The following is a 24,085-nucleotide window of genomic DNA, read 5'->3' as shown; positions in this document are numbered from 1 at the left end:
ATCGAGAAGTTAAACAAAATTGTGGTATTGAACGCTGTCAGGCTCGCACGAGCCGAGCGCAAAGAAATCATATTTTTCTCGCTATTTCTGCGTGGTTTGAACAACATAAACGTCGTATATCTGAAAAAATAACCCTTTATCAACAAAATTGGGACGTAATCAAAAATGCTATTGCTGAGCACATCCGTGTTTTATTAGCGTACCCAAATTAGTTTTGTGCGAAACTCGTGTTCTAATGTGCACACACTATGGCCAACTTGAAAACCTAAGTCCCATAGTAGAGTAATAAATTGACCAATCTTGGTGCTGATAGCGGTAGCTAAAGGATGTTGACTTAAAATTAATAAATCTATATCTGAAAGTGGATGTAATTCTTGTCGGCCATAACCACCCACGGCAATTAATGATAATTGGGGAATTAGCTCGAAACGATTAATTTGCCAAAGACGCTGGAGCAACTTATCAAAATAATTGCTACGGACGGCAATAAGTTCAGCGGCGGTAACTCCCTCCTTGAAAGATTGTTCTAACCATTTTTGCAAGCGCTCTACCTGTTGTTTTAGTAAAGGTAAAGTAAAATCCTCTTGAGATAATTTATCAAGTGCAAGGATGAGAGGGACAGGCTGATTACTTTTCATCATGGTATTATAACCGCGAAATTGCTGGAGGAGATCTGATTATGCGATCACTAGTAAATGGTATGAATAGACAATAAAAAGCAGTAAAACAATAGCATTAAGGTAAAAGCCTCCAAAATTATGGAGGCCAATCTGAAAATTATCTATTCACTAATATAGCCGAAATAAATGGTTCTTCTTCTTTCCGTAAGGTAAAAATTTCACACCCATCGTCGGTGACAGCTAAAGTATGTTCATATTGTGCCGACCAACCTCGATCTTTTGTTTTTACTGTCCAGCCATCTTTCATTGTTCTAATACGATGATCGCCGGTATTTACCATTGGTTCGATAGTAAAGGTCATGCCTTTTTGCAGTATCACACCACCGTCATCAGCATCGTAATGTAATACTTGAGGTTCTTCATGAAAAACTCGACCAATACCATGGCCGCAATATTCGCGCACGACAGAAAAATGATGCTGTTGAACAAATTGCTGAATTGCCTGACCTATCGTCCGTAAACGAATACCAGGTTTGACCATTTTTAAAGCAAGATAAAGGCTTTCCTGTGTTACCTTACACAACCGTTCGCCTTGAATGGTTGGTTTGCCCACAATAAACATTTTGGAGGTATCGCCATGGAAGCCATTTTTAATAACGGTGACATCAATATTAATGATATCACCTTCTTTTAAGATTTTTTCATCACTCGGAATACCATGACAAATAACATCATTAACGGATGTACAGATAGATTTAGGAAAGCCATGATAATTTAAACAGGCTGGGATAGCTTGCTGTTTTTCGACGATATGTGAGTGACAGATGCGATCAAGTTCACCGGTGGAAATGCCCGGTTTTATGTAAGGTTCAATAATTTCTAACACTTCTGCCGCCAAATGTCCGGCGATACGCATTTTCTGAATATCTTCTTCCGTTTTAATTGAGATAGCCATGAATTCTGCCTATTTATGCTGATTTAAGTGAGTAAAAATGCACTTATCAGCCAATTATGTTGATTAAATATAAATACTGTATGTTGACGGTTATGTTAGCAGCGAAGCGCAGTTATGCCAACTAACGACTTAACATATCAATTTTTTTAAAATATGAAAATAGCCAAAAAGTAATGTTTGGTTATTTTAAATTAAATTATCACTAGTAAACTGTAAAAAAATCATAAAAATTAATATATTAGCAATAGCACATAATAAAATATTGTTAAAGTAAATTTTATTCAGAAATGAATATTATTTATTTTTGAATAAGCAATACTAATTGTCGGTGTTATTTTTTTAATTCAGCTAAATGACTTAAGCGTAGAAAAATATAACTATAGCTGGTGTTTTTGGTTATCTTATGATATAAAGCGCGCCGGCATTCTATGTATTTTATAATAGAAAAACATAGATTAGCTCTAACATAGACTTAACTGTGTTATAACACACACAGATCGGCACATTTTCCGGGGTGCTCTTATGTAGGAAAATCTACAGCTAATGAGTCGGGGAATGGGATCTGTGGAGGCATAACCCCAATTTACTAAATTATAGAGGTTTAAATGGCAACTGTTTCCATGCGCGATATGCTCCAGGCGGGCGTTCACTTTGGTCACCAAACTCGTTACTGGAATCCAAAGATGAAAACTTACATCTTTGGTGCGCGCAACAAAGTGCATATCATTAATTTGGAAAAAACTGTTCCAATGTTCAATGAAGCATTAGCTGAATTGACTAAAATTGCTTCACGAAAAGGCAAAATTCTGTTTGTTGGCACTAAGCGCGCAGCAAGCGAATCGATAAAAGAAGCGGCTAATAGTTGTGATCAGTATTTTGTTAACCACCGCTGGTTAGGTGGTATGCTGACTAACTGGAAAACCGTTCGTCAGTCTATTAAGCGCCTGAAAGATTTAGAAGCACAATCTCAGGATGGTACTTTTGATAAGTTGACCAAAAAAGAAGCGTTGATGCGTACCCGTGAGCTTAGCAAGTTAGAAAATAGTTTGGGTGGTATTAAAGAGATGGGCGGTTTGCCTGACGCTTTATTTGTTGTTGATGCGGAACATGAGCATATTGCTATAAAAGAAGCAAACAACTTAGGTATCCCTGTATTTGCGGTTGTTGATACTAACTCTGATCCAGATGGTGTTGATTATATCATCCCTGGTAATGATGATGCGATCCGTGCAGTTAAACTGTATCTGGGTGCAGTTGCGAAAGCTGTCCATGAAGGTTGTTCTAAAGATCAGGCGATTAAAGCAGAAGAAAACTTGATAGAGACTGAATAATAAGGCCAGCTCTTCGTTAGTATAGAAGAGCCCTTATGGACCAGGTATTACAATATATTGGTTATAGGGGCCTAATTGGCTCCTTTTTACTTATCAGAATGAGAATTGTCTGCATGGGATGATTTCCCATCAGATTGATTGAGGAATAAATCACATGTCTGGAATTACCGCTGCTTTGGTAAAAGAACTGCGCGAACGTACTGGTGCAGGTATGATGGAATGTAAAAAAGCATTGGTTGAAGCTGATGGAAATATTGAATTAGCTATCGATAATATGCGTAAATCAGGTCAAGCAAAAGCGGCTAAGAAAGCCGGTCGAGTGGCTGCCGAAGGTGTAGTAATGGCGGAAATTTCTGCTGATGGCAAATTTGGTGCATTGCTTGAGTTGAATTGTGAAACGGATTTTGTGGCTAAGGACGCGAGTTTTGTAGCATTTGGTAATGAAGTACTAAAATTCGTTGTGGCAAATAAATTGTCAAATATTGAAGAATTAAAGGCAAAATTTGAAGAACAACGTACAGCAATCGTTGCCAAGATTGGTGAAAATATTAATATTCGCCGAGTCGAGATCCTAGAAGGTGAAAAAATCGGCTGTTATTTACATGGTGCTCGCATTGGTGTTCTTGTGTCTGCAAACGGTGCGGATGATGAGCTTATTAAACATATTGCTATGCATATTGCGGCGAGCAAACCCGAATATGTTACACCATCAGATGTACCAGCCGATGTTGTCGCTCATGAGCATCAAATTCAATTAGATATAGCAATGCAATCTGGTAAACCTCGTGAAATTGCGGAAAAAATGGTAACTGGCCGCATGAATAAATTTACCGGTGAGATCTCTTTAACTGGCCAACAATTTGTTATGGATCCAAGTAAAACAGTTGGTACGTTGCTAAAAGAGAAAAATGCAACAGTGACTAACTTTATCCGTTTTGAAGTTGGTGAAGGTATCGAAAAAGTAGAAACTGATTTTGCTGCTGAAGTCGCGGCAATGAGTAAATAATGATACCAATTGTTAAATAGAGCCGCCAGTAGGCGGTTCTGTTTTATCTAATATCGATAATTTATTTTTATCTGTCTGATAATACATTATCAATGATAATTTATGTGTAAATATGCCACTAAATTATTTAATTCAGCATATGCTTAATTCAACGGATTAGGGTTAGTATTTAGACTAAATTATCTTTTTCTAAAGTAATGAAGAAAAGTAATTAATCAAGTATTTTACATTCAGACTTTGAACTAAGAATTTTAAACCTTCAATAATTTATCTGCTCAGGACGAAACTCCATGGCAACTAATGCAAAACCAGTATATCAACGTATCTTGCTTAAGCTTAGTGGCGAAGGTCTACAAGGTTCAGAAGGTTTTGGTATTGATGCGAGCGTTTTAGATCGTATGGCACAAGAAATTAAGGAACTGGTAGAGTTAGCGATACAAGTTGGTGTCGTTATTGGTGGTGGCAACTTATTTCGTGGTGCAGGGCTAGCTGATGCTGGGATGAATCGTGTAGTTGGTGATCATATGGGAATGCTAGCGACAGTAATGAATGGATTAGCCATGCGTGATGCTTTACATCGCGCATATGTTAATGCCAGACTCATGTCTGCAATACCATTAAATGGTGTGTGTGACAATTATAGTTGGGCTGAGGCGATTAGTTTGCTTCGTAATGGCAAAGTTGTTATTTTCTCGGCCGGAACGGGCAACCCTTTCTTTACAACAGATTCAGCGGCTTGTTTACGAGGGATAGAAATTGAGGCGGATGTTGTTTTAAAAGCAACCAAAGTTGATGGCGTCTATTCTGCTGATCCATCGAAGAGTTCAGATGCGGTTTTTTATAATAAATTAACGTATCAGGACGTATTAGAACGCGAATTAAAAGTGATGGATTTGGCAGCATTTACGCTGGCTCGTGATCATAATTTACCTATTCGCGTTTTTAACATGAATAAACCCGGTGCGTTACGTCGAATTGTGATGGGTGAAAATGAAGGCACGTTAATCTCGTGTGATTAATCTCCTGAAAGACACGGATGATTTTTGGCGGTATGATATTATCAGCATCGTTAAAATAATTGAATTGGGTTATCGGTTATAGCCTAATATTTATAACCAGTTGCTAAGGGTTTAAATGTGATTAATGAAATCAAAAAAGATGCTCAAGAGCGTATGGAAAAAAGCGTCGAAGCATTGAAAAGTCAAATTAATAAAGTTCGTACCGGCCGTGCATCGCCAAGTTTATTGGATGGTATCATGGTTGAATATTATGGTGCTGCAACGCCGTTACGTCAGTTAGCGAATATTACCGCTGAGGATTCACGTACACTCGCCATTACTGTGTTTGATCGTACGTTAGCACCAGCAGTGGAAAAGGCTATTATGGCATCAGATCAGGGTCTTAATCCTTCTTCAGCAGGAACCATAATACGGGTGCCTTTACCACCGTTGACGGAAGAGCGACGTAAGGATTTGATTAAAGTTGTCCGTAATGATGCTGAGCAGGGACGTGTATCTGTTCGTAATGCACGACGTGATGCGAATGATAAAATCAAGGCATTACTAAAAGATAAAGAAATTAGTGAGGATGATGAACGTCGAGCACAAGATGAAATCCAGAAGTTGACCGATAATTTTATTAAAAAAGTTGATGAAGCTTTGGAACAAAAAGAAAAAGAATTGATGGAATTTTAAACATTTTTATAATAAAGCCATAAGCTATATAAAAGTAAGTATGGCTTTATTATATCTTTAAATTTATTGCTCCATTTTATGTTATGCTATATGGCTGAGTTAAGAATAATTCTTTTTAATTAAATAGTAGAGCATATATATCACAATGATACGTCTGACAATTTTAGGCTCGACGGGTTCAATTGGTAAAACGACACTATCAGTAGTCAAAAAAAATCCAGCGAAATTTGAAATTATCGCATTAGTTGCACATAAAAATGTGGCTACTATGGCTCAGCAATGTTTAGAATTTCAGCCACAATATGCTGCTATGTCAGACGAAAAATCAGCCAATAATCTAAGAAGCATACTAAATAAACACGGATGTAAAACTGAAGTCATAGCAGGCAAAAAGGGAGTTTGTGAACTAGCGGCGCTTGATAATGTTGATCAAGTGATGTCCGCAATTACTGGAATTGCTGGATTAATGCCAACATTAGCTGCGATTCGTCAAGGTAAGCGTATTTTATTAGCCAATAAAGAGTCATTAATTACTAGTGGGCAACTGTTTTTCGATGCAATTAAAAAATATGGTGCTCAAGTCCTGCCTATTGATAGTGAACATAATGCGATATTTCAAAGTTTACCGACTGAAATTCAGCGTAATTTAGGTTTTGCTAATCTTGAACAACATGGAATAACGCGCATAGTATTAACTGGCTCGGGTGGTCCTTTTCGTGAAATTCCGCTCGCTTCTCTTAAGAACATGACGCCTAATGAGGCTTGCAATCACCCTAATTGGTCTATGGGGCGTAAGATCTCGGTTGATTCGGCAACGATGATGAATAAAGGGCTTGAGTATATTGAAGCGCGGTATTTTTTTAATGCTTCAGCCGAACAAATTGAAGTTATTATTCATCCACAATCTGTTATTCATTCCATGGTACGCTATCAGGATGGAAGTGTGATCGCTCAATTAGGTACTCCTGATATGAGAACACCGATTTCCTATAGTATGGCTTATCCAGATCGTATCCCTTCAGGTGCAGCGACACTTGATTTTAAACAATTATCTTCATTAACTTTTATTGCTCCAGATTACCAACGTTACCCCTGTTTGAAATTAGCGATTGATGCTTGTCATCATGGGCAAGCAGCAACCACAATTTTAAATGCTGCGAATGAAGTTTCTGTTGCTGCATTTTTGGCCGGAAAGCTTCGATTTACTGATATTGCGCAAGTTAATTTGGATACAGTAGAAAGGTTAATTTTGGCCGAACCTGATAGCATTGATGCAGTGTTAGCGATTGATAGTGAAGCGCGTCAAATGGCAATTAATTATATTGAAACATTAGCAATATCCTATTAATAAAGAATTTTAACTGCTCAAATGTTTCTATATTTATTTCAGATTAAATTTTTATAAAATTATAATGGGTTAAGGATATCAAAAATGAATAAAGAGCTAACTATTAACTTATTAGTAAATATGGAAATTTTTCGATTCATCTTAAGTAATTTTATTTTTATTATCCAAAATAATTAAGCGCAATAGTTAGGTTAGCTTATAGTAAAGGAACTTTTTTGGCATGAAACTTATGTATGATAATGATGGCTCACAGCAACGAATTCCGAGGCATGTTGCTATTATTATGGATGGTAATGGACGCTGGGCGAAGCAACATGGAAAGTTAAGAATTAAAGGGCATCGAGCAGGAACAGAAGCGGTACAAAAAGCGGTTAAATTTGCTGTTGAAAATGAGATTCAGTCTTTAACGCTCTATGCGTTTAGTAGTGAAAATTGGAATCGACCACAAACTGAGGTTATTGCTCTGATGGAACTTTTTACTTGGTTTCTGGATGATGAAGTTAAAAATTTAAATATTCATAATGTTAAATTAACGATTATTGGCGATATCAGCCGATTTAAAACTAAATTACAAAATCGTATCAAACACGCGGTTGACTTAACCGCAAATAATACCGGACTACAACTCAATATTGCCGCTAATTATGGTGGTCGTTGGGATATTACCCATGCAATGGGACTTATTGCAGAAAAAATTAAGGCGGGCTCATTATTACCAGAAAATATTAACGAAGATACGGTAAATGAATTTATTAGTCTACATGATCAACCAACCGTTGATTTAGTTATTAGAACTGGGAGAGAATATCGCATCAGTAATTTTCTTTTATGGCAGATTGCTTATGCTGAATTTTATTTTACCGATGTGCTCTGGCCGGATTTTGATGAGGAAGCTTTCAAAAGTGCAATTGTGGCTTTTAATCAGCGTGAACGACGTTTTGGTAACACTGAGCCTGATGATATCAATGAAGAATAGGGGACTCTTTTGCTAAACTTAAATGCTCGTATCATAACAGCTATCATACTTATTCCATTAGTTATCGCGGCACTTTTTTTCTTACCTCCTAACTTGTTTGGTTATGTTATCATTGTTATTTGCTCGTTAGCTGCTTGGGAATGGAGCCAATTTATTGGCTGGACAGTGCAGATTAAACGAATTATATCTGCTCTTTTATTTGGTATTTGTTTATTGGGTTTACAATTGTCATTTCAGGATCTCAGCCAATTAACAACAGAGCCTTTGATTATTTATATTTTATCAGCTGGGTTAGTTTGGTGGTTAGTTGCGATAATATTGGTTGTCACTTTTCCTACTTCTGCTCGATTCTGGTCTCAGTCAGTAATATTAAAAATTTTGTTTGGTGTTTTAACCATTTTACCTTTTTACTGTGGCATGTTGGTATTAAAAAGCGTCGATTATCATATTGACAATTTTATCGGTGCTTGGTGGGTGCTTTATGTCATGCTATTAGTTTGGAGTGCAGATAGTGGCGCTTATTTTTTTGGACCTTTATTTGGTAAGCATAAATTGGCGGCGAAGGTTTCTCCTGGTAAAACCTTGGAAGGTATGCTCGGTGGAATGCTGACAGCAGGTATTATAGCCTGGCTATTTAGTTTATTTGTTCCTGTTTTATTAATATCCAAGAATTTACTATTTTGTTCTGTTATTGTTGTAATTATTTCTGTTTTTGGTGATTTAACGGAAAGTATGTTTAAACGTCAGGCTGGCATCAAAGATAGTAGTCATTTAATTCCAGGACATGGTGGCGTATTAGATAGAATCGATGGTTTGACCGCTGCTATACCTGTTTTTGCAGGGTTGACATTGTTATTTTTTTAGTTTTTAAGGTATATCATGGGATTTGTTTGGAGTTTAGCGGCATTTATTATTGCATTAGGTGTGCTAATTATCGTACATGAATTTGGCCATTTCTGGGTGGCTAGGCGCTGTGGTATTTATGTCGAGCGTTTCTCCATTGGTTTTGGCAAAGCCTTATGGCGTAAAGTCGATCGTCATGGTACAGAATTTGTTATCGCCCTGATCCCGTTAGGTGGCTATGTTAAAATGCTAGATGAGCGATTAGCCGCTGTAGCACCAGAGCGTCGCCATTTTGCTTTTAATAATAAAACAGTAGGACAACGTGCTGCAGTGATTAGTGCAGGGCCAATAGCCAATTTTTTATTGGCAATATTTGTTTATTGGTTAGTTTTCATTATTGGTATCCCTTCCGTGCGCCCAGTCATTGAAGATATTCAGTCAAACTCGATTGCTGAGCAAGCAAATATTTCACCAGGTATGGAACTAAAATCAATAGATGGTATCGAAACCCCTGACTGGAACGCAGTTCGTCTCGCCTTGATTAGTAAAATTGGTGATGAAGAATTAAGCATGAAGGTTTTACCTATTGGAAATTCAACGCCGATAAAAAAAGTGATTGATTTGCGGGAATGGCATTTTGATCCAGAAACTCAGGATCCGGTTTTATCTTTGGGAATTATGCCAGTTAGTGCCAGGCAAGATCCCATTGTGCGTAATATTCAACCTGGTTCAGCGGCAGCATTATCAGGTTTACAATTAGGAGATAGAATTGTAAAAGTGGGTGATCAGATAATAGATGTTTGGCATCCATTCACCTATTTTGTTCGGCAAAGTCCTAATATTCCATTGTTATTGACGATCGAAAGACAAGGTGAACAGCAGCAATTAACGTTAACACCAGAAGTAAAAACGATAGCTAAAGGGCGGCAAATTGGATTTGCCGGGCTTGAATTATCAGTAATACCACTTGCAGATGAGTATAAAATCACTCAGCAATATGGTCCGTTTTATGCGTTGTACCAGGCAACGGATAAAACTTGGCAGTTGATGAAGTTGACAGTTAGCATGATAGGCAAATTGGTCACTGGTGATATTAAACTCAATAATCTTAGTGGGCCTGTTTCTATTGCAAAAGGGGCCGGCATTTCCGCTGAGTCTGGGTTAGTGTATTATCTGATGTTTATTGCATTAATTAGTGTCAATTTAGGGATCATTAACCTGTTTCCTTTGCCTGTATTAGATGGTGGGCACTTACTCTTCTTGTTAATCGAAAAGATTAAAGGAAAGCCAGTGTCTGAGCGTGTACAAGACTTCAGCTATCGTATTGGTGCTATTGCATTGATATTATTAATGGGGCTTGCACTTTTCAATGATTTCTCTCGTCTTTAAGAGAGAGACTAGTTAGGAATACTCATAACAACAATGGCGATGAAAAAGTTGCTCATAGCATCGCTGCTATTTGGCAGCGCCACTGCATACGGTTCAGACGGGTTTGTAGTTCAAGATATTCATTTTGAAGGTCTTCAACGCGTCGCCGTTGGTGCAGCACTATTGAATATGCCTGTTCGGGTAGGAGATACGATTAATAATGACGATATAGGTCGTACTATTCGAGCGCTATTTTCAACGGGTAATTTCGAAGATGTTAGAGTTTTGCGTGATGGAAATACGCTTATAGTTCAAGTAAAAGAGCGGCCAACTATTGCAAGCATTACATTCTCTGGTAATAAGTCGGTTAAAGACGATTTATTAAAGCAAAATCTTGAGGCTTCCAATATTCGCGTTGGTGAAGCCCTTGATCGCACAAAACTGGCGAATATCGAAAAGGGTCTGGAAGATTTTTATTACAGTGTTGGTAAGTATAATGCGACAGTTAAAGCGGTAGTCACACCGCTACCGCGTAATCGTGTTGACTTAAAATTAATCTTTTCTGAAGGCGTTTCAGCTAAGATCCAACAGATTAATATCGTCGGTAATAAAGCATTTACCACGTGTGAATTGGTAAACCGTTTTCAATTACGTGATGATGTACCCTGGTGGAATTTTATTGCTGATCAAAAATATCAGAAACAAAAATTGGCAGGTGATTTAGAAACCCTACGCAGTTTTTATCTCGACCGAGGTTATGCCAAATTTAATATCGACTCAACTAATGTTAGTCTGACACCTGATAAGAAAGGTATTTATGTTACTATCAATGTGACAGAAGGCGATAAATATACCATATCCGGCGTTGAATTAAATGGCGAAACTGCTGGCCATTATGATGAAATCAACCAATTAATCACCATCAAACCTTCTTCGCTTTATAATGGTACTGAAGTTACTAATATGGAGAGCAAAATTAAGGATCTCCTGGGTCGTTATGGTTATGCTTATCCCCGTGTTATTACCCAACCTGAAATCAATGATGAAGATAAAACTGTTAAACTGCATGTGAATGTTGATGCTGGTAGCCGTTTTTATGTTCGCCAAATCCGTTTTGTCGGCAATGATGTTAGTAAAGATTCTGTTTTACGTCGTGAGATGCGTCAGATGGAAGGCGCTTGGTTAGGCAATGATTTGGTTAACCTAGGCAAAGAACGATTAAATCGGACCGGTTTTTTCGAAACTGTTGACGTTGAAACGCAACGTGTACCTGGTACACCTGATCAAGTTGATGTGGTCTATAAAGTTAAAGAACGTAATACCGGCTCGATGAACTTCGGCATTGGTTTTGGTACTGAAAGTGGTATCAGTTTCCAAGTCGGTGTTCAACAAGAAAACTGGCTTGGTACTGGTAATGCTGTTGGAATTAGTGCAAGCAAGAATGATTATTCGACTTATGCGGAATTATCATTAACCGATCCTTATTTTACCGTTAATGGTGTCAGCTTGGGTGGCCGATTATTCTATAATGATTTTAGTGCCAAGGATGCCGATCTTTCACGCTATAATAATAAAACTTATGGTGTTGATAGTACCTTGAGTTTTCCTTTTAATGAAAATAATGCGTTTCGAATTGGGGCAGGTTTTGTTCATAACTCCCTGTCTGATATGAAAGCTCAAGTCGGAATGTGGCGTTATTTACAAAGTATGGGCGAAAATCCCAATATTGATGATAAAGCGCGCTATAATGCTAATGATTTTACCCTTAATTTAGGCTGGACTTATAATAACCTAGATCGTGGTTTCTTCCCGACAGCGGGCAATAAAACTTCATTAAATAGTAAAATCACCATTCCCGGTTCTAATAATCAATACTATAAGATTCGGTTTGATACATCGCAATATTATCCCATTGATGAGGATAACAAATGGGTATTATTAGGCCGGGCACAGTTAGGTTATGGTAATGGTTTTGGTGGAAAAGAATTACCATTTTATGAAAACTTTTATGCTGGTGGTGCCGGTACGGTACGTGGTTTTCGTTCCAATAATATCGGCCCTAAAGCAATTTATCTTGAAGAAAAAAATGGTGTAGTAAGTCCAAAATCCGGTAGTCCCTCAACGGATGCTGTTGGCGGAAATGCAATGGCGACAGCGTCATTAGAGTTAATTACGCCAACCCCGTTTATTGATGAAAAGTATGCTAATTCGATCAGAACTTCTTTCTTTATTGATGCGGGTACTGTTTGGGATTCGAATTGGAGTAACACCCGCGCAGACTGGAGAGCAGGAATGCCTGACTATGGTAAGGCATTCAATATTCGAGTTTCGACAGGGATTGCATTACAATGGATGTCACCACTTGGTCCGCTGGTCTTTTCTTATGCCAAACCAATAAAAGATTATGAAGGTGACAAATCTGAAGAGTTTCAGTTTAATATTGGTAGGACGTGGTAAAACGTCAATTCAATTCATTGATTCGCTTGTGGTCAGATCATAAGAGATAAGGAGTTTAGTGTGAAAAAATTGTTGTGTGCAGCAGGTTTAGGTTTGATTTTATCTGTATCTGCCAGTGCTTATGCAGAGAAAGTTGCCGTTATTAACGTCGGTGAAGTTTTTCAGAACATAGCAACTAGTAAAGCGGTAACTAAGCAACTTGAAAAAGAGTTCAAAGGACGCGCTAGTGAGTTGCAAAATATGGAAAAAGATTTACAGGCTCGGGCAGAAAAATTGCAAAAAAGCGCCGCTAAGCCTAATGAAAAAGATCTTCAAGCGTTTGAGGCTAAGCGGAAAGATTTTCTTCAAAAAGCACAGCAATTTGAACAAGATAACCAACGTCGTCAGCAAGAAGAGCGCAATAAAATATTGCAAACAATAAAGACGGCAACTAAAGCGGTTGCAGAGAAAGAGCGTTACGACGTGGTTGTTGACGTAAATGCGGTTCTCTATCCGGAAAATAGTTCTAGCCTGAAAAATATTACCGATCTGGTTATTAAGAAGGTTAAATAATAGATGGTTTCTATTCGATTAGCTGATTTAGCCCAGCAATTGGACGCGCAGCTACATGGTGATGGTAATATTACCATTACCGCTATTGCGCCTATGCATTTAGCGAAGGAAGGGCAAATTACTTTTTTATCGGATAGCCGTTACCTAACGCAATTGGCAAAATGTAAAGCTGCTGCTGTGGTATTAAAGCAAGAGGATCTAGCCGAGAGTAAAATAGCCGCATTAGTGGTTAAAGATCCTTATCTTGCCTATGCTCGATTAGCTCAAATTTTAGATACCACGCCAAAACCTGCACAAAATATCCATCCTTCAGCGGTTATTGCGAAAGATGTTGAGCTCGGCGAAGATGTTGCCATTGGCGCTAATGCCGTTATTGAGTCAGGGGCGACATTAGGTAATCAGGTTATTATTGGCGCAGGTTGCTTTATTGGTAAAAATGCCAAGATCGGTCAGTCTACGCGTTTATGGGCAAATGTTTCTGTCTATCATAGTGTCGAGATAGGTGAACAGTGTCTTATCCAATCTGGAACAGTTATTGGTTCAGATGGTTTTGGCTATGCAAATGAAAAAGGCCAATGGATAAAAATACCTCAATTAGGTACAGTTATTATTGGAAATAATGTTGAAATTGGTGCTTGTACCACCATTGACCGAGGTGCACTAGAGAATACAATAATTGGTAATGGGGTTATCATTGATAACCAATGTCAGATTGCTCACAATGTGATTATCGGTGATCATAGTGCTATTGCCGGTGGTGTTATTATGGCCGGTAGCCTGAAAATAGGCCAATATTGTATGATTGGTGGTGCCAGCGTGATTAATGGACATATGGAAATTTGTGATAAAGTTACTATAACCGGAATGGGAATGGTAATGCGTCCAATTAGTGAGCCGGGAATATACTCTTCTGGCATCCCATTACAGCCAAATAAGGTTTGGCGAAAAACAGCCGCTTTAGTCATGAATATTAATGAAATGGCTAAGCGTATGAAGGCACTAGAACGTAAGGTATTTAGTAAAGATAACTAAATACTGCTGTGTAGATTTGTTAATTGCGGCCTGCAGATTACCTTATTGAGGGTTAAAGCAGGCCGCATTATTAATATATAATTTTTTAAATTTAAACAAGAAGAGTCTTTTCTATGAGTGATAAACATACTCTGGATATAGAAGAAATTTTAGGTTTGTTACCCCATCGCTATCCTTTTTTGTTAGTTGATCGTGTATTGGATTTTGAAGAAGGTAAATTTTTACGAGCAGTAAAAAATGTCTCTTTTAATGAACCTTTCTTTCAAGGTCATTTTCCGGGTAAACCAATATTTCCGGGGGTATTAATTCTTGAGGCAATGGCTCAGGCGGCTGGTATTCTAGCCTTCAAGAGTGTGGGAAAATTAGAGCCTGGCGAACTTTATTATTTTGGTGGTATTGACGAAGCAAGATTTAAACATCCGGTGCAACCTGGTGATCAGATGATTTTTGAGGTAACGTTTGTTAAAACTAAGCGTGGTTTGACGCGTTTTAAAGGTATTGCAAAAGTGGATGAAAAAGTTGTTTGTGAAGCGACAATGATGTGTGCTCGCAGCCAAGAAGCGTAAAAATGAGGGCTGATATGATTAATAAAACAGCGATTATTCATCCCTCTTCTATTATTGAAGAGGGCGCGATTATCGGTGCAAATGTCCACATAGGCCCGTTTTGCTATATTGGTTCTCAGGTTGAAATTGGTGCAGATACCACACTGAAATCTCATGTGGTTATCAATGGCAATACCAAAATTGGTTGTAATAACCAGATATTTCAGTTTGTCACGATAGGTGAAATTAATCAGGATCTAAAATACCAAGGAGAGCCAACTCGAGTTGAGATTGGTGATCGCAATCGCATTAGGGAGAGTTGTACCATTCACCGTGGGACCCTACAAGGCGGAGGTTTAACCAAAATAGGTCATGATAATCTATTGATGGTAAATACCCATATAGCCCATGATTGTTTGCTAGGCAATTATTGTATAATTGCTAATAACGGTACGCTTGGTGGACATGTTAAACTAGATGATTATGCCATCATTGGTGGTATGAGTGCGGTGCATCAATTTTGCCAAATTGGTGCTCATGTTATGGTTGGTGGCTGCTCTGGTGTTGCCCAAGATGTTCCGCCTTATGTCATTGCGCAAGGTAATCATGCGACTCCTTATGGTGTGAATATTGAAGGTTTAAAACGTCGTGGCTTTGATAAAGAATCACTACATGCGATTAGGAATGCGTATAAAATCCTTTACCGATGTGGCAAAACGCTAGATGAGGCCAGACAAGAATTGGTCGTTCTAGGTGAAAAGAATCAACAGGTAAAAATACTGAGTGATTTTTTAGAGAATTCACCACAATCTAACCGCGGGATTATTCGTTAACAAACAACCTGAATAGGAGAAATCTTTGGCGGATAGTCATCAAGTTGCAATTCAACAACGACCTTTGACTATTGGTCTCGTTGCAGGAGAAACATCAGGCGACATACTTGGTGCCGGTCTTATTCGTGCGCTAAAACAGCAAGTCCCTAATGCGCGTTTTGTCGGTGTCGCAGGTCCATTAATGCAAGCTGAGGGCTGTGAAGCCTGGTATGAAATGGAAGAGCTTGCTGTAATGGGGATTGTTGAAGTTTTGGGTCGACTAGCGCGATTATTAAAAATTCGAGCTGACCTAACTAAACGTTTCGCTAAATTGCGACCTGATGTATTTGTTGGCATAGATGCGCCTGACTTTAATATTACTCTTGAGCAAAAATTAAAGCAAACAGGGTTCAAAACCATTCATTACGTCAGTCCTTCTGTTTGGGCGTGGAGACAAGATCGTGTTTTCAAGATAGGGGAGGCGACCGACCTGGTGCTTGCTTTGTTACCCTTCGAAAAAAGGTTTTATGACCGTTACAACATTCCCTGCCGTTTTATCGGCCATACGATGGCTGACATCATACCGCTACAGCCTGATAAACAGGCTGCCAGAGCACAACTAAATATAGCCCATCATGCTAAATGTTTGGCCATTTTGCCGGGTAGCCGTCGGGCCGAAGTTGAAATGTTAAGTGCAGACTTTTTGCACGCAGCCCAAATTTTGCTAAAAGACTTTCCTCATTTGCAAATCTTAGTTCCTATCGTCAATCAACAGCGCCGGCAGCAGTTTGAAGCGATTTATCATGAGATTTCGCCAACCTTACCACTGAAAATTTTAGATGGCCAAGCGCGGATAGCTATGATCGCAGCTGATGTAACTTTATTGGCTTCGGGAACAGCTTCATTAGAATGTATGTTAGCAAAATGTCCGATAGTAGTTGGATATCGAATGAAATCAGTGACTTATTGGCTGGCTAAACGTTTGGTTAAAACCCCTTTTATTTCATTGCCTAATTTATTGGCTGGCGAAGAATTGGTTAAAGAATATATTCAGCAAGATTGTCAACCTGAACAATTAGCTGGCTCACTTAAGTCTTTACTAATCGACGAAAAAAAGGTTGAGCAGCTAAAACAAACCTTCTTGCAACTACATGAAAGTATCCGTTGTCATGCTGATCAACAAGCGGCAGAGGCTGTCTTGGAGCTAAGTATAAAATGAATAATTTTATTTATCCTAAAGCAAAATTTATTGCGGGTGTTGATGAGGTTGGTCGAGGACCTTTAGTTGGAGCAGTAGTGACAGCAGCCGTGATTTTAGATCCCAAACAGCCAATAATAGGATTGGCGGATTCAAAAAAATTAACTGAAAAGCGGCGTAACGCACTTTATATTGAAATTCAAAACAAAGCATTGTGTTGGAGCATTGGGCGTGCAGAGCCTGAAGAGATTGATAAAATCAACATATTGCAGGCAACTTTTTTAGCCATGCGCAGGGCAGTGGCGGCACTTACCACTATGCCTGATTTTGTTTTGGTCGATGGCAATAAGAGCCCAGGCTTTGCTGTACCTTCTCAGGCAATTATTAAAGGTGATAGTTTGGTGCAGGAAATTAGTGCCGCGTCAATATTAGCGAAAGTGACCCGAGATAGGGAAATGCGCGAGTTAGATATCCTTTATCCAGAATATGGTTTTGCTCAACATAAAGGCTACCCAACGGCATTTCATTTAGAAAAACTGGCTCAGCATGGTGCAACACAGTTTCATCGCAAAAGTTTTGCGCCTGTTCGCCGAGTACTGAGTTGCAAAGAGTATAGCTAAGAAAATGGCCGAACCACGTTTTATACACTTACGCGTACATAGTGACTATTCCATTATTGATGGATTAGCAAAAATTAATCCACTCGTTAATCGAGTGGCAGAATTAGGTATGCCTGCATTGGCAATAACCGATTTTACCAATCTTTATGGTTTAATAAAATTTTATGGTGCGGCACATTCTGCCGGAGTTAAGCCAATTATTGGTGCAGATTTTTATCTAGAGAGTGAATTACTCGGCGATGAAGTTGCCCATTTGACTATCCTGGCCAGAGATAATAAAGGTTACCATAATCTAACCCTGCTTATTTCCGCTGCCTATCAAAAAGGCTATGGCACGATCGGACCAACTATCAAACGAGACTGGCTAGTAACCCATAAAGAGGGACTATTATTACTCTCTGGTGGCTGCATGGGAGATGTGGGTAAATTTCTGTTGCGCGGAAATCAGCAACTAGTTGAACAATGTTTGGATTTTTATCAAACCCATTTCCCAGATAACTATTATCTAGAAATTGCTAGAACTGGACGGCCTGATGAAGAGAGTTATTTGCATGCCGCAGTCCAATTGGCTGCACAAAAAGGTGTGCCAGTCGTTGCCACGAATAATGTACGCTTTATTAATAGCGATGATTTTGCTGCCCATGAAATACGGGTCGCGATCCATGATGGTTTTACACTCGCTGATCCGAAAAGACCAAAAAATTATAGTCCTCAGCAATATCTACGCAGTGAACAGGAAATGGTTGAGTTATTTGCCGACATTCCTGAGGCATTGGAAAATAGTGTCGAAATTGCTAAGCGCTGTAATGTAATGATGCGTTTAGGCGAATATTTTTTGCCGCAATTCCCGACCGGCGATATGGTAACGGAAGATTTCCTGATCAAATGTGCAAAAGCCGGGTTAGAAGAGCGTTTACAATTTCTTTATCCCGACGAGAAGGAGAGAGCTAAGCGACGGGTTGAATATGATCAACGTTTAGATATCGAGTTACGAGTGATTAATCAGATGGGATTTCCTGGTTATTTTCTGATCGTAATGGAATTTATTCAATGGTCAAAAGATAACGCTATTCCGGTAGGCCCGGGACGAGGATCAGGCGCAGGCTCATTAGTCGCTTATGCATTAAAAATTACGGATTTGGATCCGATTCAATTTGATTTGCTATTTGAGCGTTTTCTTAATCCTGAGCGTGTTTCCATGCCTGACTTTGATGTTGATTTTTGTATGGAAAAACGCGATCAGGTCATTGAACATGTGGCGCAAATGTATGGTCGTGATGCTGTTTCACAAATTATTACTTTTGGTACCATGGCCGCAAAAGCGGTTATTCGAGATGTTGGTCGGGTACTGGGGCATCCGTATGGATTTGTTGATCGTATCGCCAAATTAGTTCCGCCGGATCCCGGTATGACGCTTGAAAAAGCATTCGTTGTAGAACCACAATTGCAAGAAATTTATGATGCTGATGAAGAAGTTAAAGCATTAATAGACATGGCGCGCAAACTTGAAGGTGTGACACGTAATGCGGGTAAACATGCGGGTGGAGTAGTCATTGCGCCGACCAAAATAACAGATTTTGCCCCCCTTTATTGTGATCCTGAAGGGCAAAATCCGCTTACCCAATTTGATAAAAATGATGTTGAATACGCCGGGCTGGTAAAATTTGATTTTCTTGGTCTAAGGACTTTGACAATTATTAGTTGGGCGTTAGATATGATTAATCAACGTCGGGCAAAACAAAATTTAGCGCCCATCGATATCGCGACCATCCCTCTCGATGATCAAAAATGTTTTGAACTATTGCAACGGGCCGAAACGACAGCGGTATTCCAACTAGAATCTCGGGGTATGAAAGATTTGATTAAGCGATTACGCCCTGATTGCTTTGAAGATATGATTGCTCTGGTTGCACTTTTTCGTCCCGGCCCATTACAGTCAGGGATGGTGGATAATTTTATTGATCGTAAGCATGGACGAGAAGCCATCTCTTACCCTGATGTTGAATGGCAGCATGAATCATTACAACCGGTTTTAGAGCCTACCTACGGTATCATTCTTTATCAAGAACAAGTTATGCAGATTGCTCAGGTGCTTGCTGGTTATACGCTAGGGGGAGCAGATATGCTCCGTCGGGCGATGGGTAAGAAAAAGCCTGAAGAAATGGCACAACAGCGCTCAGTTTTTGAGGCAGGGGCGGTTAAAAATGGTATTGACGGTGAGTTAGGCATGAAAATCTTTGACCTGGTAGAAAAATTTGCCGGTTACGGATTTAATAAATCACATTCTGCTGCTTATGCCTTAGTTTCATACCAGACCCTTTGGTTAAAAACACATTATCCGGCTGAGTTTATGGCAGCAGTGATGACAGCGGATATGGATAATACCGAGAAAGTGGTTGGTTTAGTTGATGAATGTTGGCGTATGGAGTTGAAAGTATTGCCACCGGATATCAACAGTGGATTATATCATTTTCATGTCAATGATAGCGGTGAAATTGTTTATGGCATTGGCGCCATAAAAGGTGTTGGTGAAGGCCCAATAGAAGCTATTATTGAATCACGTCAAAAAGGTGGTTATTTTAAAGAAATTTTTGATCTTTGTGCACGGGTTGATACTAAAAAGCTTAATCGTCGCGTGATGGAAAAATTGATTATGTCCGGTGCTTTTGATCATTTAGGTCCGCATCGTGCTGCATTAATGTCTTCATTAGAAGATGCCTTAAAAGCGGCAGATCAACACGCTAAAGCTGAAGCAATTGGACAAACTGATATGTTTGGCGTATTAGCTGAAGCGCCTGAGCAGGTTGAACAATCTTATGCTAGTTTAGCTAAATGGCCCGAACAGCTTATATTAGAAGGTGAACGCGAAACATTGGGTCTCTATTTAACGGGACATCCTATTACCGCGTATTTGTCTGAAATTGAACGTTATACTAGTGGATTAAGATTAAAGGATGTGAATCCAACGCCTCGAGGACAGATGTCAACGGTGGTTGGTTTAGCGCTGACTGCTAAAGTAGTAACCACTAAACGTGGCAACAGAATAGGTATATGTACTTTGGATGATCGCTCTGGACGCTTGGATATAATGTTATTTTCAGATGCGTTAGAAAAGTATCAGCATCTACTTGAGAAAGATAAAATATTAATTGCCACAGGTCAGGTCAGCTTTGATGATTTCAATGGTGGTAATAAAATGTCTGTTCGTGGACTGATGGATCTTAGTGAAGCTCGTGAGAAATATGCCAGAGGTATTGCTATTTCATTGACAGATAGACAAATTGATGACCAATTATTAAACCGTCTTCGTAGCACATTGGAACCTTATCGTTCAGGAACAATACCGGTTCATCTTTATTATCAAAAGAAAGACGCTCGCGCTAAATTAAAATTAGGCGTCACTTGGCGGGTTACTCCGACCGATAATCTTTTGACTGAGCTGCGAACTCTGCTAGGTAATCAGCAGGTAGAATTAGAATTTGACTAAATAGGAATATTATGAGCCTTAATTTTCTGGATTTTGAACAGCCGATTGCGGAGTTGGAAGCAAAAATAGACTCGTTAACGGCAGTAAATCGTCAGGATACCAAGCTAGATATTGACCTAGATGAAGAGGTCGCTAGACTTCGCGAAAAGAGTTTAGAGTTAACACGCAAAATTTTTTCTGACTTAGGTGCTTGGCAAATAGCACAACTTGCTCGTCACCCGATGCGACCTTACACTCTGGATTATGCTGGACGTATATTCACGCATTTCCAAGAGCTAGCGGGTGATCGTGCTTATGCTGATGATAAAGCCATTGTTGGTGGATTGGCTCGATTGGATGCGCGTCCAGTAATGATTATTGGTCATCAGAAAGGACGTGAAACAAAAGAAAAAATTCGGCGTAATTTTGGCATGCCAGCACCAGAAGGATACCGTAAGGCTTTACGATTAATGGAAATTGCTGAACGTTTTAAGTTACCGATTATTACTTTTATCGATACACCGGGAGCTTATCCAGGAGTTGGAGCGGAAGAGCGCGGTCAGTCCGAAGCGATTGCCCGTAATTTACGTGAAATGTCCCGGCTCTCTGTTCCTATTATCTGTATGGTAATTGGTGAGGGCGGCTCTGGAGGGGCATTAGCGATTGGCGTTGGTGATAAAGTCAATATGCTACAGTACAGTACTTATTCTGTCATTTCACCCGAGGGTTGTGCTTCTATTCTTTGGAAAAGTGCGGATAAAGCCCCATTAGCTGCAGAAGCGATGGGGATCACTGCTTCACGTTTAAAATCACTTAATCTGATTGATAATATTGTTGAAGAGCCGTTGGGTGGCGCACATCGTAATTATGAACAAATTGCGCATAATCTTAAACAGCGTATTTTAAATGATTTGAGTGATATAGATGTATTTAGTCCTGAAAAGTTGAGAAACCGCCGTTATCAACGTTTAATGGAATGTGGTTATTGCTAATTTTACGCTAGCTAAGGTATAAAAATGGAAATAACTATCAATGGTTATTTCCATTTTTTAATGTTGAAAATTTTTTCATCTTTGATCATCATCAGATATCATGATTAAAAAATTTATCCCTCAATTTATTTTTTAAATAAATTTTACTTAATACAATAAATTATATTAATACTAGTAATATAATAAGTAGAAAATAGAGCAATAAATAATTACGACAGAGGTAGTTAGAATAATTATGAATGTTGATGAGGCTGCATTACTGAACCAAATTATAAAAACCATCGGCTCAACACGCCGAATATTGGTAGGCTTCAGTGGTGGACTAGATTCAACAGTTTTATTACATGCCTTAGTGTCATTACGTCAAACTACAGTGCTAAATCTTAATATCCGTGCGGTTTATATTCATCATGGACTTAATGATAAAGCTGATGATTGGGCTATTCATTGCCAGAAAGTTTGTTTTGACTGGCAGGTAGAGTTTTCTTCACAGCATGTTTATATCGACCCAACTAAAAAAGGGATAGAAGCAGCGGCGCGGGATGCACGATATCAAGCGTTTCGTGAAATACTATTACCTGAAGAAATTATTGTTACTGCCCAACATTTAGATGATCAAGCAGAAACTTTTTTATTAGCATTAAAACGGGGCAGTGGGCCAGCAGGTTTATCTGCGATGCCAATTTCTATTCCGTTTGCTGATACCTATTTAATTAGACCACTATTATCATTCAGCCGTCAGCAATTGGTTGTTTATGCTGAAAAAAAATCGCTTTCTTGGATAGAAGATGATAGTAATCAAGATCAGCGTTATGATCGTAATTTTTTACGTTTAGCTATAATGCCGCATTTTAACCGGCGTTGGCCGCATTTTTCACAAGCAGTGGCCAGAAGCGCCAGTTTGTGTGCAGAACAAGAAGCTTTACTCAATGAGTTACTACAAGATTATTTATCTCAGCTAGTAACGGCAGAAGGAGCCTTGCAGCTTTATACTTTAGCAAATTATTCTGAAATGAAACGTAACGCAATATTACGTCGTTGGTTGAGTTTACATCGAATTTTGATGCCTTCTCGTGTTCAATTAAAACAAATTTGGCAAGACGTCATCTGTGCGCGTCCAGATGCAGAGCCGCAATTTATATTAGCTAACAACAATGTTATTCGGCGTTTTAAACAACAGCTTTGTTTGCTGCCACAATTTAACGATCTCACTAAAATTTGTTTAGCGTGGCAGCTGCCTGCCGCGGTTAAATTGCCTGATAGCTTAGGTACGCTAATAGTCACAGATAAGGGAACTGGATTCCGGGCGCCGTTACCAAATGAGCAGGTTACTATTCGATTTGGATTAAAAGGAAATATTAAAATTATTGGTCGTCAGCACGCCAGACGGAGTAAAAAGCTTTGGCAGGAGTTAGGTGTAGCGCCTTGGTTAAGGGAAAGAACGCCTTTAATTTATTATAATGATGAACTTATTGCGGCAGTTGGTGTATTTATTACTCAATCAGGGCAATCTATTCAAGGCCAGTCTGAATTGAAAGTAAAATGGATAACAGATAAAAAACCCTTACTTTTCAAGTAAGGGTATTAGTGTGCAAGAGTAATCAAGATTTCTTTTATGAACCAGAATGATCAATAACGATGTCGCCAATTTCCGGATGACTAAAACTAACAATGTGATCTAATCGCAGTTGTTTTTTTCACTAGCAACATCAACAACCAGATATTCAACCTGTTTTTTTAACAGCAAATCAACTGCTTTGCCTTCAATAATCTCACCATTATCCAGTTTTATGGTTAACTGAAGACTATGCTGACAAGCGAGTTCTAAATAATCATAGTCATCACAGTTAATTGGTTTGTATTCAGTATCTTTAGACATAATCCCTCACCACTATTGTTAAGTGGCGGTTATTTGCCGCCTTTGAATATTTGTAATTATAAGCATTTACTGCTTAAAGCGCATAATAGCACCATACTTTTTTTCAACCGAACACGAGTTGCATATTACCATGCATGCAGATCACCCAATAACATTAAGCGTGTTGCTTAATAGTGAAATAAGGGTGTTTCGGTGATTGAAGTAAATTTTACGCTGTTCTGAGATGGAAATTCCAAAGACCTGCGCTAAGGAGTAAGAAGGTATCATCAATAAAGGGTCTACGATTCCGTAAAATTTGGGTCATGCAACCGAGGCGCTTGATACCCGCGATGGCGTGTTCAACTGTAATACGGATGCCCGAGATTATTTTATTTTCTTGTTTTTGTTCAGG

The 24,085-nt window shown here is 38.9% G+C and carries 21 protein-coding genes and 2 pseudogenes; 19 read left to right on the top strand and 4 right to left on the bottom strand.

The genetic code is table 11. The annotated features are described in order from the left end of the window. Positions 1-212, top strand: a pseudogene (locus tag CBG25_RS08075) (hypothetical protein); the annotation flags it as partial. On the opposite strand, the gene CBG25_RS08070 reads toward CBG25_RS08075, so the two are convergent. Both CBG25_RS08070 and map read right to left on the bottom strand, forming a co-directional pair. Beyond that, on the bottom strand, positions 195-641 hold the full coding sequence (locus tag CBG25_RS08070) for a DUF294 nucleotidyltransferase-like domain-containing protein (protein ID WP_290605913.1): 447 nt from the start codon (positions 639-641) through the stop codon (positions 195-197). The pseudogene CBG25_RS08075 and the gene CBG25_RS08070 sit on opposite strands and share 18 nt — an antisense overlap. Positions 642-777: 136 nt before the next feature. Beyond that, positions 778-1,575 carry a type I methionyl aminopeptidase gene (gene map, locus CBG25_RS08065; RefSeq protein ID WP_032115720.1) on the bottom strand — a complete coding sequence of 266 codons (798 nt, stop codon included), beginning with the start codon at positions 1,573-1,575 and terminating at the stop codon, positions 778-780. Between the two features lie 605 nt (positions 1,576-2,180). On the opposite strand from map, the gene rpsB reads away from it, so the two are divergent. The 18 genes from rpsB to tilS all read left to right on the top strand — a co-directional run bounded on the left by rpsB (position 2,181) and on the right by tilS (position 23,394). Next, positions 2,181-2,906, top strand: coding sequence for a 30S ribosomal protein S2 (gene rpsB / locus CBG25_RS08060; protein ID WP_290605911.1), 726 nt, complete (start codon positions 2,181-2,183; stop codon positions 2,904-2,906). A gap of 154 nt (positions 2,907-3,060) precedes the next feature. Continuing rightward, complete coding sequence (gene tsf, locus CBG25_RS08055) at positions 3,061-3,912, top strand: translation elongation factor Ts (RefSeq protein ID WP_290605909.1); 852 nt, start codon at positions 3,061-3,063, stop codon at positions 3,910-3,912. A 290-nt stretch (positions 3,913-4,202) separates the two neighbouring features. Beyond that, positions 4,203-4,931, top strand: a complete 729-nt coding sequence (pyrH, locus tag CBG25_RS08050) for a UMP kinase (protein WP_290605908.1) — start codon at positions 4,203-4,205, stop codon at positions 4,929-4,931. A gap of 117 nt (positions 4,932-5,048) precedes the next feature. Next, positions 5,049-5,606 carry a ribosome recycling factor gene (frr, locus tag CBG25_RS08045; RefSeq protein WP_290605906.1) on the top strand — a complete coding sequence of 186 codons (558 nt, stop codon included), beginning with the start codon at positions 5,049-5,051 and terminating at the stop codon, positions 5,604-5,606. 145 nt (positions 5,607-5,751) lie between these two features. Further along, complete coding sequence (gene ispC, locus CBG25_RS08040) at positions 5,752-6,954, top strand: 1-deoxy-D-xylulose-5-phosphate reductoisomerase (RefSeq protein ID WP_290605904.1); 1,203 nt, start codon at positions 5,752-5,754, stop codon at positions 6,952-6,954. A gap of 220 nt (positions 6,955-7,174) precedes the next feature. Then, complete coding sequence (uppS, locus tag CBG25_RS08035; RefSeq protein WP_290605903.1) at positions 7,175-7,930, top strand: polyprenyl diphosphate synthase; 756 nt, start codon at positions 7,175-7,177, stop codon at positions 7,928-7,930. A 9-nt stretch (positions 7,931-7,939) separates the two neighbouring features. Continuing rightward, entirely contained in the window at positions 7,940-8,794 is an 855-nt protein-coding gene (cdsA, locus tag CBG25_RS08030) for a phosphatidate cytidylyltransferase (RefSeq protein ID WP_290605901.1), read from the top strand. Between the two features lie 12 nt (positions 8,795-8,806). After that, positions 8,807-10,162, top strand: coding sequence for a sigma E protease regulator RseP (gene rseP, locus CBG25_RS08025; RefSeq protein WP_290605915.1), 1,356 nt, complete (start codon positions 8,807-8,809; stop codon positions 10,160-10,162). A 33-nt stretch (positions 10,163-10,195) separates the two neighbouring features. Next, entirely contained in the window at positions 10,196-12,598 is a 2,403-nt protein-coding gene (bamA, locus tag CBG25_RS08020) for an outer membrane protein assembly factor BamA (protein ID WP_290605899.1), read from the top strand. 60 nt (positions 12,599-12,658) lie between these two features. Beyond that, positions 12,659-13,150, top strand: coding sequence for an OmpH family outer membrane protein (locus tag CBG25_RS08015; protein WP_290605897.1), 492 nt, complete (start codon positions 12,659-12,661; stop codon positions 13,148-13,150). Between the two features lie 3 nt (positions 13,151-13,153). After that, a complete protein-coding gene (lpxD, locus tag CBG25_RS08010) occupies positions 13,154-14,182 on the top strand; it encodes a UDP-3-O-(3-hydroxymyristoyl)glucosamine N-acyltransferase (protein ID WP_290605895.1) in 1,029 nt (342 codons plus the stop codon). A 113-nt stretch (positions 14,183-14,295) separates the two neighbouring features. Continuing rightward, positions 14,296-14,748 carry a 3-hydroxyacyl-ACP dehydratase FabZ gene (gene fabZ / locus CBG25_RS08005; protein WP_290605893.1) on the top strand — a complete coding sequence of 151 codons (453 nt, stop codon included), beginning with the start codon at positions 14,296-14,298 and terminating at the stop codon, positions 14,746-14,748. A 14-nt stretch (positions 14,749-14,762) separates the two neighbouring features. After that, the gene (gene lpxA, locus CBG25_RS08000) at positions 14,763-15,560 is read left to right on the top strand and encodes an acyl-ACP--UDP-N-acetylglucosamine O-acyltransferase (RefSeq protein ID WP_290605891.1); all 798 of its coding nucleotides are present in this window, start codon (positions 14,763-14,765) and stop codon (positions 15,558-15,560) included. Positions 15,561-15,585: 25 nt separating this feature from the next. After that, entirely contained in the window at positions 15,586-16,758 is a 1,173-nt protein-coding gene (gene lpxB, locus CBG25_RS07995; protein WP_290605889.1) for a lipid-A-disaccharide synthase, read from the top strand. Then, on the top strand, positions 16,755-17,357 hold the full coding sequence (gene rnhB, locus CBG25_RS07990; protein WP_290605887.1) for a ribonuclease HII: 603 nt from the start codon (positions 16,755-16,757) through the stop codon (positions 17,355-17,357). The genes lpxB and rnhB overlap by 4 nt, the downstream gene beginning before the upstream one ends. Positions 17,358-17,361: 4 nt before the next feature. Then, a complete protein-coding gene (gene dnaE, locus CBG25_RS07985) occupies positions 17,362-20,844 on the top strand; it encodes a DNA polymerase III subunit alpha (protein ID WP_290605886.1) in 3,483 nt (1,160 codons plus the stop codon). An 11-nt stretch (positions 20,845-20,855) separates the two neighbouring features. Continuing rightward, on the top strand, positions 20,856-21,815 hold the full coding sequence (gene accA / locus CBG25_RS07980) for an acetyl-CoA carboxylase carboxyl transferase subunit alpha (RefSeq protein ID WP_290605885.1): 960 nt from the start codon (positions 20,856-20,858) through the stop codon (positions 21,813-21,815). A 235-nt stretch (positions 21,816-22,050) separates the two neighbouring features. Next, positions 22,051-23,394: a tRNA lysidine(34) synthetase TilS gene (tilS, locus tag CBG25_RS07975; protein WP_290605884.1), complete on the top strand. Its 1,344-nt coding sequence runs from the start codon at positions 22,051-22,053 to the stop codon at positions 23,392-23,394. A 34-nt stretch (positions 23,395-23,428) separates the two neighbouring features. Here the strand turns inward: tilS and rof are convergent. Together rof and CBG25_RS07965 are read right to left on the bottom strand one after the other, a co-directional pair. Further along, positions 23,429-23,694: pseudogene (gene rof, locus CBG25_RS07970) on the bottom strand (Rho-binding antiterminator). Positions 23,695-23,902: 208 nt separating this feature from the next. Beyond that, positions 23,903-24,085 (bottom strand): transposase family protein (locus tag CBG25_RS07965; protein WP_366212660.1); only part of this gene is annotated, 183 nt, incomplete at its 5' end.

The sequence above is a fragment of the Arsenophonus sp. ENCA genome, from assembly GCF_002287155.1.
GTDB lineage: Bacteria > Pseudomonadota > Gammaproteobacteria > Enterobacterales > Enterobacteriaceae > Arsenophonus > Arsenophonus nilaparvatae.
Note: the sequence above shows the minus strand (reverse complement) of the source record. Positions and strands in the feature narration are given on the sequence as shown.

What these genes read in the sequence shown, in the direction of transcription:
- bamA (WP_290605899.1), top strand. Translation starts at nt 10,196, where the DNA reads ATGGCGATGAAAAAGTTGCTCATAGCATCGCTGCTATTTGGCAGCGCC.
- map (WP_032115720.1), bottom strand. Translation starts at nt 1,575, where the DNA reads ATGGCTATCTCAATTAAAACGGAAGAAGATATTCAGAAAATGCGTATC.
- uppS (WP_290605903.1), top strand. Translation starts at nt 7,175, where the DNA reads ATGAAACTTATGTATGATAATGATGGCTCACAGCAACGAATTCCGAGG.
- tsf (WP_290605909.1), top strand. Translation starts at nt 3,061, where the DNA reads ATGTCTGGAATTACCGCTGCTTTGGTAAAAGAACTGCGCGAACGTACT.
- fabZ (WP_290605893.1), top strand. Translation starts at nt 14,296, where the DNA reads ATGAGTGATAAACATACTCTGGATATAGAAGAAATTTTAGGTTTGTTA.
- pyrH (WP_290605908.1), top strand. Translation starts at nt 4,203, where the DNA reads ATGGCAACTAATGCAAAACCAGTATATCAACGTATCTTGCTTAAGCTT.
- rpsB (WP_290605911.1), top strand. Translation starts at nt 2,181, where the DNA reads ATGGCAACTGTTTCCATGCGCGATATGCTCCAGGCGGGCGTTCACTTT.
- CBG25_RS08070 (WP_290605913.1), bottom strand. Translation starts at nt 641, where the DNA reads ATGATGAAAAGTAATCAGCCTGTCCCTCTCATCCTTGCACTTGATAAA.
- accA (WP_290605885.1), top strand. Translation starts at nt 20,856, where the DNA reads ATGAGCCTTAATTTTCTGGATTTTGAACAGCCGATTGCGGAGTTGGAA.
- rnhB (WP_290605887.1), top strand. Translation starts at nt 16,755, where the DNA reads ATGAATAATTTTATTTATCCTAAAGCAAAATTTATTGCGGGTGTTGAT.
- lpxA (WP_290605891.1), top strand. Translation starts at nt 14,763, where the DNA reads ATGATTAATAAAACAGCGATTATTCATCCCTCTTCTATTATTGAAGAG.
- tilS (WP_290605884.1), top strand. Translation starts at nt 22,051, where the DNA reads ATGAATGTTGATGAGGCTGCATTACTGAACCAAATTATAAAAACCATC.
- dnaE (WP_290605886.1), top strand. Translation starts at nt 17,362, where the DNA reads ATGGCCGAACCACGTTTTATACACTTACGCGTACATAGTGACTATTCC.
- lpxD (WP_290605895.1), top strand. Translation starts at nt 13,154, where the DNA reads ATGGTTTCTATTCGATTAGCTGATTTAGCCCAGCAATTGGACGCGCAG.
- ispC (WP_290605904.1), top strand. Translation starts at nt 5,752, where the DNA reads ATGATACGTCTGACAATTTTAGGCTCGACGGGTTCAATTGGTAAAACG.